Source organism: Lewinellaceae bacterium, assembly GCA_020636105.1.
Classification (GTDB): Bacteria; Bacteroidota; Bacteroidia; order Chitinophagales; family Saprospiraceae; genus BCD1.
The window spans coordinates 93,619-109,484 of record JACJYL010000001.1 but is presented as its reverse complement, the minus strand read 5'-3'; the positions used below and the strand labels follow the sequence as shown (position 1 = coordinate 109,484).

10 protein-coding genes are annotated in these 15,866 nt (G+C 44.8%); 2 read left to right on the top strand and 8 right to left on the bottom strand.

Features of this window, described 5'->3' with window-relative positions:
• Positions 1-43 precede the first annotated feature (43 nt).
• The 8 genes from H6571_00375 to H6571_00340 all read right to left on the bottom strand — a co-directional run bounded on the left by H6571_00375 (position 44) and on the right by H6571_00340 (position 11,793).
• Positions 44-583: a hypothetical protein gene (locus H6571_00375; protein MCB9322170.1), complete on the bottom strand. Its 540-nt coding sequence runs from the start codon at positions 581-583 to the stop codon at positions 44-46.
• Positions 584-1,009: 426 nt separating this feature from the next.
• Positions 1,010-1,435 (bottom strand): arsenate reductase ArsC, encoded by a 426-nt coding sequence (locus H6571_00370; GenBank protein MCB9322169.1) that lies wholly within the window; start codon positions 1,433-1,435, stop codon positions 1,010-1,012.
• A 394-nt stretch (positions 1,436-1,829) separates the two neighbouring features.
• A complete protein-coding gene (locus H6571_00365; GenBank protein ID MCB9322168.1) occupies positions 1,830-4,205 on the bottom strand; it encodes a hypothetical protein in 2,376 nt (791 codons plus the stop codon).
• Between the two features lie 16 nt (positions 4,206-4,221).
• The gene (locus H6571_00360) at positions 4,222-6,519 is read right to left on the bottom strand and encodes a TonB-dependent receptor (GenBank protein ID MCB9322167.1); all 2,298 of its coding nucleotides are present in this window, start codon (positions 6,517-6,519) and stop codon (positions 4,222-4,224) included.
• Positions 6,520-6,740: 221 nt separating this feature from the next.
• Positions 6,741-7,826: a D-alanine--D-alanine ligase gene (gene ddlA, locus H6571_00355; protein ID MCB9322166.1), complete on the bottom strand. Its 1,086-nt coding sequence runs from the start codon at positions 7,824-7,826 to the stop codon at positions 6,741-6,743.
• A 131-nt stretch (positions 7,827-7,957) separates the two neighbouring features.
• Positions 7,958-9,175, bottom strand: coding sequence for a TPM domain-containing protein (locus H6571_00350; protein ID MCB9322165.1), 1,218 nt, complete (start codon positions 9,173-9,175; stop codon positions 7,958-7,960).
• 80 nt (positions 9,176-9,255) lie between these two features.
• Entirely contained in the window at positions 9,256-11,034 is a 1,779-nt protein-coding gene (locus H6571_00345; GenBank protein ID MCB9322164.1) for a long-chain fatty acid--CoA ligase, read from the bottom strand.
• 87 nt (positions 11,035-11,121) lie between these two features.
• A complete protein-coding gene (locus H6571_00340) occupies positions 11,122-11,793 on the bottom strand; it encodes a M15 family metallopeptidase (protein MCB9322163.1) in 672 nt (223 codons plus the stop codon).
• Positions 11,794-11,989: 196 nt separating this feature from the next.
• Here H6571_00340 and katG point away from each other — a divergent pair, with 196 nt between their 5' ends.
• Positions 11,990-14,230 carry a catalase/peroxidase HPI gene (katG, locus tag H6571_00335; protein MCB9322162.1) on the top strand — a complete coding sequence of 747 codons (2,241 nt, stop codon included), beginning with the start codon at positions 11,990-11,992 and terminating at the stop codon, positions 14,228-14,230.
• A 585-nt stretch (positions 14,231-14,815) separates the two neighbouring features.
• Positions 14,816-15,862 carry an efflux RND transporter periplasmic adaptor subunit gene (locus H6571_00330; GenBank protein MCB9322161.1) on the top strand — a complete coding sequence of 349 codons (1,047 nt, stop codon included), beginning with the start codon at positions 14,816-14,818 and terminating at the stop codon, positions 15,860-15,862.
• Positions 15,863-15,866: the final 4 nt, after the last annotated feature.

Genomic DNA, 15,866 nt, shown 5'->3' with positions numbered 1-15,866 from the left:
CTTAATTGGAAAATAAAATGAATCAGATAGATAAATAATCACCTTACCCCATGCAGAGCTTAGGAGGTGGGGCCGGTGGGGTCAAAAAAAGAATTGCATAAGGATCCGCAATGAAGTTAAATGCGGTAAACATTAAAGGAGGAGTAGGAAAAACGACCTCTGTTGAGGTATAACAATAGAGCGATTTCAGGTAATGAATCAATCGCTCTTTTTTTTCTTTGCCATCGGTATCGTTATTCAGAACATGGTTAACTAGCGTTTTTAGTTTTTGGTCGAGTTGGGTTTCTTCATGATCCCACCAGCACCAGTAGGTGATGGAATCTCCGGCCATTTCCGATTCCACCACATCATACATCTGGTTTTTATACTTAAATTCACCGGGACCTTTCCACTTAAGTTCAATACGGGCTTCCTTCTGGGATAATTTAAGTAAAACCAGCTCCTTTTTGTCCATACCTTGAAGGATCTGACTTTTGACTTCTTCCCGGACAACATTTTTCTGGTGATGCAACCATCCATAGGTACCCAAAACAGGTACCAGAAAGGTCATAACCAGTAATATGCCGAGCATGGATGGTTTCAATCTAATGTTACTTTTCCTGATTTAAACTGTTTTTAACTACAACAGGGAAGAAGTCAATGTAAATTTTTAATAAAATTACCATCCCTATCTCATAAAACAGGTATTTAGGTGCATAAAAAAGATTTAAAGGCATCTTACGAAAAACAAATTGCTGTATTGGAAGAAAAAAATTCCGAAATGAAAATTAGAATGAGCGAATACAAAGAAGACGGAGGAGAAAAATGGCAATCGTTCAAAATAGAGTTTAATCACGATATGGATGAACTCGGAAAATCACTGAAAGATTTTACTGTTGACAATGAACGGTAAATTTTATTGAGCCTGAATTAAGTCCCCTACATTTTTATACACTTTCCCAAAAACGCGAACGGCCGTTATCACACTGATATTGGTCGTTCTTTTATTCCCCTGATGACTCCGCACAGGTCAAAGCACCAATGCATCGGCAAAATCCTTGAACCAGTCCTTGATCTCATCCCTGGTGTCCCGGAAAGCATCCATAATTTCTGCTTCGCTCCCTTTTGCTTTGGCTGGATCAGGAAAACTATGGTGAATTATTTCTTTTGCACCGGGGAAAACCGGGCAAACTTCTGCGGCATGGTCGCAAACGGTAATCACGAAGTCAAAATCCATGTGAATGTATTCCTCAACGTGGTTGGAAGTCTGCATTGAAATATCCACTCCGTCTTCAGCCATAACTTTTACCGCCCTTGGATTCAGCCCATGAACCTCCACCCCGGCGCTAAAAACCCTTGCCTTATCGTACAAAAAAAGGTTCAGAAAACCTTCGGCCATCTGGCTGCGACAGGAATTGCCCGTACAAAGAATCAGAATATTTTTTAAAGGTTCCATACAGCAAATATAATAAAAAGGAATGGTCTTGTACCCGTGTGTATTTAAATCATGCAATAATTTTAAGGAAAAAAAACAGCCGCAACCCTTTACAGAATTGCGGCTATTATTAGCGAAATGGGATGTATCATCCGGATACATTCCGTGTGAAATTATGATTCGGTTAATCGCAATGATCAACGATAGATGCTATTATCCTTTGGCATATAGCCAACTGAAAATATTTTTGAACCTTTTGTCGGTCAAACAAAAGGAATCCCCCCTTCTTATAGTATGTGTTTTCCGGCAATTGCTTACCGAATGTTGATGTGTAGTATGCGGAAGTATAAAACATCCTTCCTTAAGCGAGGCCAAGGTACAGCAAAAGAATGTATATTCAAAAATTCAATGCGATTTATTTTTCAACAAAATACATGGGGGCATCTGCTTTGTTCTTTACAGGCAGTTTGCCTCTGAAAGTACAAGGGTAATTTTGGCCAATGGCTTCAAAAGTGGTCTGGGAAATATTGATCCGTCCCGGTTCACTGTTGCTTTCCATCCGACTGGCCATATTGACGGTATCTCCCCAGATGTCAAAAGCAAATTTCTGATTGCCGACTACTCCGGCCACCACAGGACCTGTGTGTATGCCAACCCGCATTTTCCAGTAAGGAAATTCCGATTGACGGAAACGGCTTTCGATAAAAGACATCATTTCCAGTGCTGCTTCCACGGCATCCCCGGGGTTGGTGTCATTCGGGGTAGGAATGCCTCCTGCACACATGTAAGCATCTCCAATCGTTTTGATCTTTTCCATCCCATGACGATCAATGATTTCATCAAAAGCCGAAAAGCAATGATTGAGTTCCTCGATCAACTCCCCTGGCGGCATGTGCTCGGTGAGGTTGGTAAAGTTGACAAAATCGGCAAACAAAACCGTCACCTTTTCGTAATGCCGGGGGGTAGCGGACCCTTTCTGTTTGAGTTCCAGCGCCGTTTCCTCCGGTAAAATGTTGAGCAACAATCGTTCCGACTTGGCCTGCTCCACTTCTATGAGCCTTTTTTGATTTTCTATTTCCTGCTTTTGCTTTTCAAGTTTACGATTGGTTTTCCTGGCAAAAAGATACCCGGACAGGATGAGCACCAAAATGATGAAAAGAGCCATCAGCAATCCATAGATGAATTTTCGGAAAGTATTTTGCTTTTCAATTTCAAGTTGCTGCAACTCACGTTCTTTATTAAGGGCTTTAATTTCCTGCTTTTGAGCCTCTTCTTCCGCGGCTTTTTGGCTCAACTCAAGCGCCTGCAGTGCTTCGGTTTGTTGCAAGGTAGAAATCCGCCTGTCTTTTTCAGCAGCATCAAGCAGTTGCTGGGTCAGCCGTAGTTCCTGTTTCGTCTTCAAGGCCTCCAGTTGTTCAATATGCAAGCGTTCCTCACGAATCTGCTGATCCCTTCGCAAAAGAGCGAGCTCACTCTCCTGCTGCGAGGATTCGAGCGCCAGATTGTCTTTTTCCAGCTGAAGTTGTTGAATCGCCAGATCCTGTACCTTTTGATTGACCAGCAACAGTTTTATCTCTTTTTCAGATCTTTCAAGGCTAAACTGATCCTGCAGCAACTTTTCCTGGTGCAATCTTTCTGACAACAACAAGGAATCGCGCAATGCGAGGTGCTTTTGATAAAAATCGAGTGCCTTATCGTATTCAAAAAGTTCTTCATAAATATTGGCTTCCGTTAAATAGGCATCGCTGAGGGTTTTCAACTCCCTGGCTTTATTCGAAGTATATAAAGCATCGTTATTTTTGAGCAGGGCTTCATAAAGCTCCCCGCGTTTTAGGTAGGCTTTGGCCAGTAAATTTTGAAGTTTGCCCACCTCCGAAAGATCTTTTTGGGCCTTAGCCTCTTGCAGTGCGGTCTCCAGAAGACGTACGGCGGCCAGAAACTGGTTGGCGTTAAAATAGGCAATCCCCAGATTGGTGTACAGTATGACCTTGTTTAACGGGCAACCTTCATTGCAAAAATCAACGGCCGTTTCAAATTGATCAATAGCATTTTTGTAATCTTTCAGGCAGTGGTATTGATACCCCAAATTATTGTGTACGATGGCAAAATGAGCGGTATCTTTAAAGTTATAGACCAACTGCTCTACCGCGCGATAATATTGCAGGGCATTGGTGGAATTGCCGCGGAGTTCAAAAACTTTGGCCAATTGCTGGAGGGTCTTTAACTGTCCGTCGTAATCTTCTCTTTGGTTGTAAATTTTCCATTCCCTTTGGAAATAAACGGCCGCACTGTCCAGCTCCTGGTTCTCAAAAAAAGCCTTTCCGATCTTGATCAACAAGGGTAATTGCTCCACTCCTTCCGGTCGAAAATCCATCGCAGCTCTAAAATAATTAATGGCCGCACCATAAAAAGATTCCCCGTAATAAATTTCGCCCAGGTGCAAATTGGCCTGGTAAAACTCCTGGTTTTTTTTCTCTTCGACCTGGCTCAGCAGCTCCAGTCCGTACCTAAGAGCCTGAACCGTATTATTATTTTCCTGGTAAAGTTCAGAGAGTTGTCGCAACCCCGCCTGCATGCTTTTTTGGAGCCCGTTGCGTTTGGCATCCAGCAAGGCCTGCTGAGACAACAAAATAGCCGCATAGGCTGCCTTTTCCTGTTTCGCGGCCTTCAATCGTTCCATGATGACACTATCCGTCACTTCTATTTCTTCCTGGCACCAAAGCAGGGCCGGAAAAAACAGGAAGGATATCAGGAAAATAAAAAAACGCATATGTGCCAAACGAATGATCATTGATGATTGATAAAAATTATTCTACCCTATAACTAAAGCCAATCTCCCAGGTACGCCGGGACTGCGGATTCCACAAAAGGTCGTCCTCCGTACCGGTAGCTGCGAGACCTGCGTATGAAGCATTAAAAGCGTTCCTCAGTTTAAAACTTATCTGAAAATGATCTGTCAGTTTTCCCAGCACTGATAGGTCGAGCGTATAATATCCAGGCAAGGTATCGTAATGCAGGAATGCAGGATCGACTATTTCAATTTTATTTGAACTGGAGGATACATAAAGGTTATCCAGGTAAAAAAAGATATCCTTAAGGGGTTCGAAGGAAAGTTTAAGCTGGGCCAGGGTTCTTGGTTGTTCATTTAAAAAATTCTGCGGCTCCGGCTCCCCGGACTTCTGTTCACTGCCCCTGCTAATGGCAAGATGGAGTGCGGCGTTAAAACTGATTTCAGGGATCAAATTTTTCCACATAAAAACCGATTGGAATCCAACGACCTTTGCAAAAGAATTACCTTCATTAAAGTACCCGAGGGTAATTTTTCGAATATTTCCCAAGAGATCATTTTCAAATTCAAAATCGGATTCAATGAGGTTATCCGTTTTGGTAGAAAACCAACTAATATCGGCATGAAATTTATCAGAAACGGTCCATCTTATTCCCCCTTCCAGTGACCGCGTAATTTCCGGTTTCAGCGGGTAATAGCCGAGTTCAATCCAGTCGTAATTACCCGTGGTAATGGTGTAGGAATTTTTGGAATAGTAGGTGGAGGGGCTTCTGAAAGCGCTGCCGTAAAACAACCTCAGGCTAAAGCCGGGAGTAAATTTAAACAACAAGGCCATCCTGGGAAACAACTTGGAATAGGAAAGAGTGGTAAAATCCGTTTTAAGCGTGGATTGCACCCCAAGCACTCCTTTTAGTTTATTCCCGTTGAAGAAAAACTGTGTAAAAGCAGCCAGCTCAGCATCATCTTTATGACCTCCACTCGTCACAGTATGATCTTCATAAAGATTGGGATAAGGCGTTCGGAGAAAATATTCACTTTTCGAAGCCAGTGCCCTGGGCGTAATTCCCGTCATCCATTCAATCCGATCCAGTAATTGAACATTTAAAGTAGCATCCAGTGACAGATCAATTTTCCGGTCATAGAGATACCGGTTCCCACTGATAAAGTTATCAAAATACCTGTTCAACCTCGACAGCCAGGGCACAGGCGACTGATGATCCGCATCGGTAGCCATAACAAGAGCCCGATTGAAAAGGCTGCTGACAATATGGTATGAAGAGTTTAGATCGGATTCATACATCAGGAAATTTGCTCCCAGTGAAAATCCGATCTTTTCGGTTTTTTTATTGTACCCAAGATGCCCCTGGTAAAGGTTTTCGCCAATAAAATTGAGCGGATTGGCATAAGAATATGCCGCCGGGTTTAAGCCCAGCGAGCTGTGATCACGACGGTACATATTGATCAGGATAAGATCAAAGGCGCCATACCTGAGTTCCATACCAAAGGACCGGCTTTGATGCGGAAGATTGCTGAGTTCCGGTTCAATACCACTGGTATCCTTTGACATATAATTAGGATGACTGAGGTAGAGGGAATCCTTGGAATAGGTGGCCGGATCAAATAATGGCCCTCCCTCTTCGTATATCCTTCGGTCTGAAAGGGAGGTGAAGTTGCCAAAGACATTGTATTTTAAAACGTTTTTACGTTTTCCGGCCTTCCCCCCGAAGAGAATATTCATACTGGAATACTGTTCGGCTCCGAAACTGATATCGGCCTTGGTGTACAGGGGGCGCTCTGATTCTTTTAGAATGATGTTGATCACTCCTGCTGAAGCATCCGCCCCGTAAAGGGCTGCCGCCGGACCAAAGATCACCTCTATCCTTTCCGCCTGCCTGATGGGCAATTGGGCACCGATGGGCATTCCTTTGATGCCAATGGGTTTGACAGGAATATTGTTGATGAGAATTTTAGTGTACTCATTGCCTTTCAGGCCCCTCATCAGGAACGTCTCGCCGTCAGTTCCTGACCCCGGCTGGGAAACCCTGATCCCGGGAACCATTTTGAGCGCATCCACTAAAGTGTTGTAACCGTTGTTCCTGATTTCGTCTTTGGTGATCACATAAACGGTGAAGGGTAAATCTTCCACTGCCTGCAAGGTACGGCTGCCAGAAACGACCTTTTGACTGTTGACTTCCATGATATCAATATGAATATCCTCCGCCGTCAGCCTCTCTGAAAAAAGCACGGTAGTATCTGACTGCCCTGTTGCAGCCAGACCAATTATCAGAAAAAAGAGGATGATCAAAATGGGTTTCATACTGGTTGCTCGTTGCTGGTTACTCGTTGCTGGTTGCTGGTTACTGGTTACTCGTTGCTGGTTACTCGTTGCTGGTTACTCGTTGCTGGTTACTCGTTGCTGGTTACTCGTTGCTGGTTACTGGTTACTCGTTTGCTGGTTGCGGAGGTGACGGCTTCTCCGGGGTGTGTATCCGGGAAGCCTTAAGGGATTTAGTAGGTCTGACTGGTTAAGAACATATTCTAGACCTCCACCTTATACTGCTGTTCCACCTCGAAGCGATCGAAAGCCAGTTGGATCAGTTTATCGATCAAAGGGCCGTATTCTATCCCCGAAGCTTTCCAAAGCATGGGATACATGCTGATCGAGGTAAAACCGGGAATGGTATTGATCTCATTGATGAACATGCTCCCGTCTTCCTTGTAAAAGATATCCACCCGGCTGAGTCCCTCACATTCCAGTGTAGTAAATGTTTTTATGGCAAAAGCCCTTATTTTTTCTTCATCCTCCCTGGGAATATCCGCTGGGACAACTGTTTCAGAGCCCTGATCATCGATATATTTTGAATCGAAAGAATAAAAATCATGATGAGCCACAATTTCTCCGGCCACAGAGGCTTTCGGATTTTCGTTCCCCAGGATGGCGCATTCGATTTCACGGCCTTTAATGAATTCTTCGATCACAATTTTTTTATCGTACTGGAAAGCCACCTCGATGGCTTTTTTGAGTTCTTCCTCATTTTTGGCTTTGCTTATTCCCACCGATGAGCCGAGATTGGCAGGCTTAACAAAACAGGGAATGCCGAGTTCCTTTTGAAAAAAGGAAAATTCCGGAATGTCCTCCCCTTTCCTTAAACAAATGTATTTTCCGATAGGAAGCCCGGCCTCTCTCAGTAACCGTTTCATCACATCTTTATCCATGCCTACTGCAGAACCCAGCAAAGAAGGCCCCACGAAGGGAATGCTGGCCAATTTCAACATCCCCTGTACACTGCCGTCTTCCCCAAAGGGACCATGCAGCACAGGAAAGGCGACATCTACGGACACTTTTTCATTCCCGTTGGAAGAAACAAAACTCCCTTTGGCTTCCAGTTGGAGTGATAATTTTCCGACAGGATTATCCAGCGTAAGTTTACCGGTTTGTTCCATTTCACTCCATTTTTTTGCGGTATCGTAGTGAAACCAGTTTCCCAGCATATCAATGCCAATGAAAACAAGGTCGTATTTTGATTGATCGATAGACCTGATTACATTTTTTGCTGAGCGGAGGGAAATGCTGTGTTCAGCGGAACGTCCTCCAAAAATAATGGCCACCCTGGTTTTCTCCATGATTGTTTAGATTTCAGTGTAAATAAAAATCGCCACAATATACGCAAGGAACCGGAAATAAAACACGGACGAATCAGTGTAATTTGATACCACCGTCAACCGTCCCCCCTTTGCCGTCAACCGCTAAAGCATTACCAACTCACGCCACCACCGCCACCGCCGGAAGATCCTCCTCCCCAGGATCCCCCGCCACCGCCACCGCCGGAACCGCCGCTACCTGAAGAAGTCTGTACGATGGGTATAATGGTGATCTTATCATTTGAATAAGCGCAATTCTTGCATTCGTGACGTTTCAACTGCTTCCCCGTTGAGACCGTCGTAGCAGGAACGATGGTTTTGGTAAAGGCAAGGAAATAAGTTTTAAACCCACATTTCGGGCAGGTGCTGAACTTTGAGTACCGTTTTTCATATTTCAGGATCAGAACATCCTCCCCGCTTTCGGTAACCCACACATCATAATCCACCGAACCGATTTCTTCTTCCACTATTTGTCCATGTTCCAGGTAATCATCTTCAGCCTCCTCGGATAATTTGGTCATCAGTTCGCCGGTAATTTTACTGTACCGGGGATTATTCCGCAATTGATTCATCTTTCTTTTGAGGTAATACCAGACAAACAGGAAGGGCAATGGGAAAACGATCAAAAAACCCCATAATCTCAATTTCCTGACATTCATGTATTTATCATAAAAATCATCCTTGGCCACCAGCATATCCCTGAGCCGCCAAAGCCACCAGAGATGAAAAACAAGACTGATCAACAGGTAAATTTGCAAGGCGATGAACAAGGGATTTTCTGCCCCCGATCCCAACTTGCGGCGGCTGCGAATTTCATCCACCACTTCTCCTTTTTCGAGAATCTCCTTCATTCGGGAAACAGCGGCGATCAATCCGGCCCCGTAATTGCCTTTTTTAAATTCAGGCACCAACTCCTGCATCCCGACACGATAACAAATGGCATCGGGCAGCACGGCTTCCAGGCCGTAACCGGTTTCGAATTCAGTACGGTGCTGATCCATAACCGTAAAGACGAGCAGTCCATTATCCCTATCCGCTTGTCCGATGCCCCATTGGTTGAACAATCGGGTGGCAAAATCTTTTGGATTTTCCTGTCCGATAGACGCTACGATGACCACCGCCACCTGCGCAGTGGATGAATCTTCAAGGCTGGCGATCAGCCGGTTAAGGGTGGCAATGTCGGAGGCCTCCAAAATTTGATCGGGGTCACTCACATAACCGTTACCTCCATTTTTTGGATTGGGAATGCTTTTAAGAGTAGAAACATTTTGTCCTGATAAGGGAATTATCAGGAAGGCCCATAAAAAAATAAGCCCGGTCAGTTTTTTCATGTATTTTTAATGAGTTAGGTTTTTCAAAACAACAAAAACAAACATCCGCAAAAAGCGATCAAAAGGCAAATTTTTTCGATCTACTGGTACATTTTTTCAATCTCCCTGCTGTGCTGCTCCATTAGTTTGTGCCGGATAAGTTTGTAGGAGGCTGAATACTCGCCGGTTTCTATCGACCAATCTTCATGACAGAGGAAAAATTTTCTCATGGTCTGGTAATTGGGTAATTTTTCATTCAGGTGATTGACCTCTTCCTCAAACTTTTCAATCACCCGGATATTATGGACCATAAACTGGGGAGCCGTCCAGTGGATTTTTTCTTTTTTACACCATTTTTCCAGCCAGGAAAAATTGGGTACAATAATCCCGGTCACAAAAGGACGCTGGAAACCGATGACCAGACAATGTTCAATAAAAACCGATTGTTTAAAATAATCCTGCAAAGATTCCGGGGCAATATATTTCCCGGCAGAAGTTTTGAAAATATCTTTTTTCCTTCCTGTGATCCTGAGAAATCTTTTGTCCACCATTAAACCGACATCCCCGGTTTTCAGCCATCCGTCATCCGAAAGCACTTCACGAGTCCGTTCGGGTTGTTGGTAATAACCTTGCATCACATTGGGACCTTTTACCCAAATCTCCCCTTCTCCCTTGTCATTGGGTTCGTGGATTATTAATTCCATCCCGGCCACCGGCATCCCAACGGTATCAAACCTGTTCATGCCCGGTTCAAAACGATTGGCGCTGATAAACGGGGAAGTTTCAGTCATGCCGTAGCCCGACCTCACCATGATTCCTGCTGCGGAAAACAGCCGGGCAATATCCGGGCTCAGCGCTGCGGCCCCCACGATGATGTATTTTATTTTACCGCCAAGGCGCGACTTCCATTTTCGGTAAACGAGCAGGCGAACCATGGCCAGTTTAATTTCATAACCCGGCCGAAAACGGTTGGTTTCCTGGTAACGTTTGCCTATTTGTATGGCCCATTTGATGAGCAGGCGTTTTACGGCATTTCTGGAAAGCCCCTCCTCCTTTAAAAGATCGTACATCTTCTCCAAAACCCTCGGCACAGTCGTAAACATGACAGGCTTCACGCTTTGAAAATCGGTCTGAAGGTTTTCACGATTTTGAACAAAATAAATAGAAACGCCAAAAACGATATAGGTGTAAGTAGTGGCGCGTTCGAAAATATGACTGAATGGCAGAAAGCTGATCACTCTATCCTTGTAGGAAATCGGCAATAGAGGAATGACCGACTTTATGGCGCTGACCAGATTAAAATGCGTCAACATCACTCCCTTAGGTTCTCCTGAAGTGCCCGAAGTGTAGAGGATCGTCGCCATATCCTCCGGCTGGATCCGGGCTTTCAGATCATTCACTACCTCCCGTTCAGCCTCGGTAATCTTTTTACGGTGAAAACCGGGGAAATAACCTTCCTCATCAGATCTCAGATGATAAAGCGAAATTGTTGAAAATTGCCGCTCAAAAAAAAGGCTCATTTTGTAGAAGAGGGCGGTATCGGCTACCACGCAGGTTTTGCAGGCCGTTTCCGAAAGGATAAATTGAAATTCCTCCCTGGTGGCTGTCGGATGGATGGGTACTACGATGACCCCCAATTGCTGGCAGGCGAAATCGAGCATCATCCACTCTGGCAGTCCCATCTTCGGTACAAAAGCGATTTTATCCCCCTTCACCCATCCGTTTTGATGCAGCCAATAAGACAAGACATCCACCCGTCGCTGGACTTCTTCAATAGAATAACTCACCCAGCGCCCGCGCTCATAAGTATTCAGTGCCTCCTTCTCAGGATACTTCTGTTGCTGGTAGGATAATATGTCGAATACCCGGGTAAAGTTCATGATGGTGCGGTGATAATATCAAAAGTATGAAAAAAAGGTAAATCCTGCAATTTATCACAAACGGCCAGGCGATTTTCCCAGTGTTGTTTAATTTGTCCCTATTGCTGAAAACTGAATGTTTTGAATACGATACTTTCTCCAGTCTTTAAAATCAAAATGCCACCATTCATATTCATAAACATTGAAACCATGGGCTTCCATTTTGTTTCTCAACAAATCCCTCATTTTCCGTTGTTCGTCAGTGCCTCCGTTGAAATCTGGATAAGAGCGCTCGCTCATTTCATCATACTCTCCCGGCATCTGAACTTCTTTTCCGGAAGAAATTTCATACAAGGTTAAATCTACGGCGCATCCCCTGTTATGTCGTGAACCTTCTTTGGGGTCTGCCACAAATTTTTTGTCCTCTTCCGGGGTGATATCCCAAAACATTTTGGTTACGCTCCAGGGGCGATACCCATCAAAAATCAACAACCTGTAACCCAGCGGTTTTAATTCGTTATTTACTTCAACCAGAGCCTCTGCTGCCGGACGCTGTAGAAAAGCTCTCGCTTCGGTATAGACAGGCCTGCCAACAAAATTATTGTCCGAAGCGTACCTGATATCTAGTTTAAGGGTGGAATCAAGTTTGATTAATTCAACCAGATCTGAATCTTTGAAATCCCCTTTTTCATGGGGCGGCTTTAACGCGCAACTGTAAAGGAGTCCTAAACAAAAGAGGATAAATGTGAATGGCAGGTTGTTTCTTTTTTTGTAGTTCATCATATAAAAGTAGCTTTTTTTAAATTCTTACCCTAATTTACAATATTTGCAGCAAAAGGTCGACTAGTTGTTTGGTAAATTAAGTGTATACAGGAGAAAAGCCTGCATGATAGATTTTATCAATAATATAATCGTTTAATTCAATAAAAAATTTAGTAAATTAAACCCTATCTTAGCAACAAAATAAATAAAAATTATGGATGACAAGAAAAATAAGGACATCTCAAATGGAGCTTCAGGCAACCAGGAAAGCAAGTGTCCGTTTACTGGTGGAGCAGTAAAGCACAGCGCTGGCAAAGGAACGTCAAATCGTGACTGGTGGCCCAATGCTCTGAATTTAAACATCCTTCGTCAACACTCTTCCCTGTCCAACCCAATGGGCGAGGACTTTAACTACGCGGAGGAATTCAAAACCCTTGACCTGGGTGCCGTCAAGAAAGACATCTTCGATCTGATGACGGATTCCCAGGACTGGTGGCCGGCTGATTACGGTCATTATGGCCCGTTTTTTATTCGCATGGCCTGGCACAGTGCCGGCACTTACCGAATCTCTGACGGACGTGGCGGGGCGGGATCTGGTACTCAGCGTTTTGCGCCACTCAACAGCTGGCCCGACAATGTGAACCTCGACAAGGCACGATTGCTGCTTTGGCCAATCAAACAAAAATACGGCAAGAAAATTTCCTGGGCGGATTTGATGATCCTCGCGGGGAACTGTGCACTGGAGTCAATGGGCTTCAAGACTTTTGGCTTCGCAGGAGGACGTGAAGATGTTTGGGAGACTGAGCAAGACATCTATTGGGGATCTGAAGGCGAATGGCTGGGAGACAAAAGATATACCGGTGACCGCGAACTGGAAAACCCTCTGGGTGCCGTTCAGATGGGCCTGATCTATGTGAATCCGGAAGGCCCTAATGGGAATCCTGATCCGCTCGCAGCGGCCCGTGACATTCGTGAAACTTTTGGCCGTATGGCGATGAATGACTACGAAACGGTTGCACTCATTGCCGGGGGGCATACTTTTGGAAAAACCCATGGTGCAGGCGATCCGGGTAAATACGTGGGGCCGGAACCCGCAGGAGCGAGCATCGAAGAGCAGGGCCTCGGATGGAAAAATACTTTAGGCAGTGGCCATGGAGTCGATACCATCTCCAGTGGTCTCGAAGGAGCCTGGACGACGACGCCTACGAAGTGGAGCAATAATTTTTTCTGGAACCTTTTCGGCTACGAATGGGAATTGACCAAAAGCCCGGCCGGTGCCCAGCAATGGATACCCAAACATGGCATGGGGGCCGATTCTGTCCCGGATGCACATGATCCATCAAAACGCCATACACCTGTCATGTTGACAACCGACCTCTCTTTGAGAATGGATCCTGCCTATGAAAAAATTTCAAGACGATTTCACGAAAATCCGGATGAATTCGCCGATGCTTTCGCCCGTGCATGGTTCAAGCTGACTCACCGCGACATGGGACCACTGGCGCGCTATATCGGTCCAGAGGTGCCGGAGGAAGTGCTTATCTGGCAAGACCCTGTACCTGCCGTTACCCATGAACTCATCGACGATAAGGATATCGCCGCGCTGAAGGGTAAGATCCTTTCTTCCGGTCTGACGGTATCCCAACTGGTATCTACTGCCTGGGCATCAGCATCAACATTCCGTGGCTCGGATAAACGTGGTGGTGCGAATGGTGCACGCATTCGTCTTGCCCCTCAAAAGGATTGGGAGGTAAACAATCCGGCTCAACTCGCTATCGTATTGGAAACGCTGGAGGGCATCCAAAAAGCATTCAACAGTGCCCAGTCAGGAAGCAAGAGGGTTTCGCTGGCTGACCTGATCGTGCTGGGCGGCAGCGCAGGCCTTGAACAGGCAGCTAAAAATGCCGGCCAGGAGGTCACGGTACCTTTTACACCCGGACGCGCCGATGCTTCACAGGAACAAACAGACGTGGAATCATTCGCAGCCCTCGAGCCGGCAGCAGACGGGTTCCGCAATTACTACATGCCTAAACATGCCGCCTCTGCAGAGGAAATGCTGGTGGACCGGGCACAACTTCTGACATTAACGGTGCCTGAAATGACAGTGCTTGTGGGCGGCATGAGAGTCCTGAATACGAACTTCGACCAGTCTCAACATGGTGTCTTCACTAAACATCCTGAAGCGCTTACCAATGACTTTTTCCTCAATCTCCTCGATTTAGGTACGACCTGGAAGGCGACTTCTGAGGCCCAAAACGTCTTTGAGGGCCGCGATCGTAAGACCGGCGAAGTCAAGTGGACCGGTACTCGTGCCGATCTCATCTTCGGTTCAAACTCGGAATTACGGGCACTCGCTGAAGTTTATGGATGTGCAGACTCCAAGGAGAAATTCCTAAAAGATTTCGTGGCTGCCTGGACCAAGGTGATGAATCTTGACCGATTCGACCTGGCCTGATTTCAGTGATCAATAGCTGGCCGCTATACTTTACTGAAGCAGCGGTTGCTTAAATATCAGGAACGAAACATGAGATATCCCGAATTTTATCTGATTAGATGAAATTCGGGATTTTTTATTTCACAAAAAGAAATAAACCGCAAAACCTGCCTTCCGTCGCGCAGCAAGGTATAAATGGAGTGCAACAACATTCGCGTTACAAAATAAGGCTATGTGCAACCGCTTAGGCTGCCCCCGTATCAGGTTTTTTACTTCCAGATTTATTACTGCCAGGCGGTGGCCATGATTGTTAAGATTTATCTTCGACCAAAGATATTGATCTGTCAGGTTTTATTAAGGGAAAAATTTATTATTATTGCAAAGAGAAAGTGAGGTAAACCAACTGCCGGAAAATCAAGGTGCTTTATAAAAGAGCCATTTCGAAATTAAAGGAGATACAGAGAGAAAAATAACCTGGTAGAAAATAGCCGCTTTTTCAATGAACAAAAGATATAAAAATCAGGTTTCTTTGTATTGTTTGGACGGATCGACAGTGCCCCCTTGTTTCCATGCATGATTTTTAACTATTGACTAACCTTGTTATTTATGCGAAGAATTTTAAAAATTATGGTTTTAGTAACCATAAGCATTACGCTTGCCACTTGTGGTCAGGAGGATAAACAACCTGCCAATGCATCCGGTGGTCCCGGAACATTGTTTGCGGAAGCTGTTTTACCGGTTCATTCCACTTTAGTGCAAAAGTCAAATTCCACGGGATCTTTTATAGCCGAAGACAATGTTGTGATTTCTTCCGAAGTAGCCGGGTATTTACAATCAATAAATTTTAAAGAAGGCGAATACAAATCAAAATCCTCTCTCTTGGGAAAAATAAATGATGATGAATTGCAAGCCCGGAAATCAAAGCTTCAAGTTCAGCTGAATTATGCCCAAACAGAATTAGCCAGAGCACAAAAACTGGTTAAAATCGAAGCGATCAGCAAGGAAGAACTGGACAAACTTCAAAATGATATTGACCTCCTTAATGCAGACATAAATATCCTGGATGTCCAAATCAAAAAAACAAATATTTACGCGCCTTTTTCAGGTAGAATTGGCGTTCGGTCTATCAGCGAGGGCGCTTATGTGACCCCTGGAACTAAAATTGCAGAATTGTATCGAACAGACCCGATCAAACTGGAGTTTTACATTCCTGAAAAACTGGCTGGAGAAATCAACCCGGGAGACGATGTCACTTTTTCAATACCTGCCAGTAAAGATACTTTTTCCACCAAAATATATCTCATCAATCCCAGCATGGATGAAAACAATCGATCCTTAAGGATCCGTTGCCGCGTGGACAATAAGGCCAACAAGTTTATGCCGGGAGGTTATGCCGATGTGTATTATTCCGTGGAAAGAGCAGTAGAATCATTGCTGATCCCTGCCGAGGCCATCATCCCTATTCTGGACGGGCAAAAAGTACTGCTCAGTAAAAATGGGAAAGTAGTTTCGCAAAAAGTACAGGTTGGCATGAGAACTTCCGAGTCGGTACAAATTCTCAGCGGAATCACAGAACGTGACACTGTTTTAGTAACGGGTATCCTGTCGGCAGTTGATGGTGCTCCTGTCAAAGCGACCTTAAAAGAGATATAATAGT

What these genes read in the sequence shown, in the direction of transcription:
- H6571_00370 (MCB9322169.1), bottom strand. Translation starts at nt 1,435, where the DNA reads ATGGAACCTTTAAAAAATATTCTGATTCTTTGTACGGGCAATTCCTGT.
- H6571_00365 (MCB9322168.1), bottom strand. Translation starts at nt 4,205, where the DNA reads ATGATCATTCGTTTGGCACATATGCGTTTTTTTATTTTCCTGATATCC.
- H6571_00360 (MCB9322167.1), bottom strand. Translation starts at nt 6,519, where the DNA reads ATGAAACCCATTTTGATCATCCTCTTTTTTCTGATAATTGGTCTGGCT.
- ddlA (MCB9322166.1), bottom strand. Translation starts at nt 7,826, where the DNA reads ATGGAGAAAACCAGGGTGGCCATTATTTTTGGAGGACGTTCCGCTGAA.
- H6571_00350 (MCB9322165.1), bottom strand. Translation starts at nt 9,175, where the DNA reads ATGAAAAAACTGACCGGGCTTATTTTTTTATGGGCCTTCCTGATAATT.
- H6571_00345 (MCB9322164.1), bottom strand. Translation starts at nt 11,034, where the DNA reads ATGAACTTTACCCGGGTATTCGACATATTATCCTACCAGCAACAGAAG.
- H6571_00340 (MCB9322163.1), bottom strand. Translation starts at nt 11,793, where the DNA reads ATGAACTACAAAAAAAGAAACAACCTGCCATTCACATTTATCCTCTTT.
- katG (MCB9322162.1), top strand. Translation starts at nt 11,990, where the DNA reads ATGGATGACAAGAAAAATAAGGACATCTCAAATGGAGCTTCAGGCAAC.
- H6571_00330 (MCB9322161.1), top strand. Translation starts at nt 14,816, where the DNA reads ATGCGAAGAATTTTAAAAATTATGGTTTTAGTAACCATAAGCATTACG.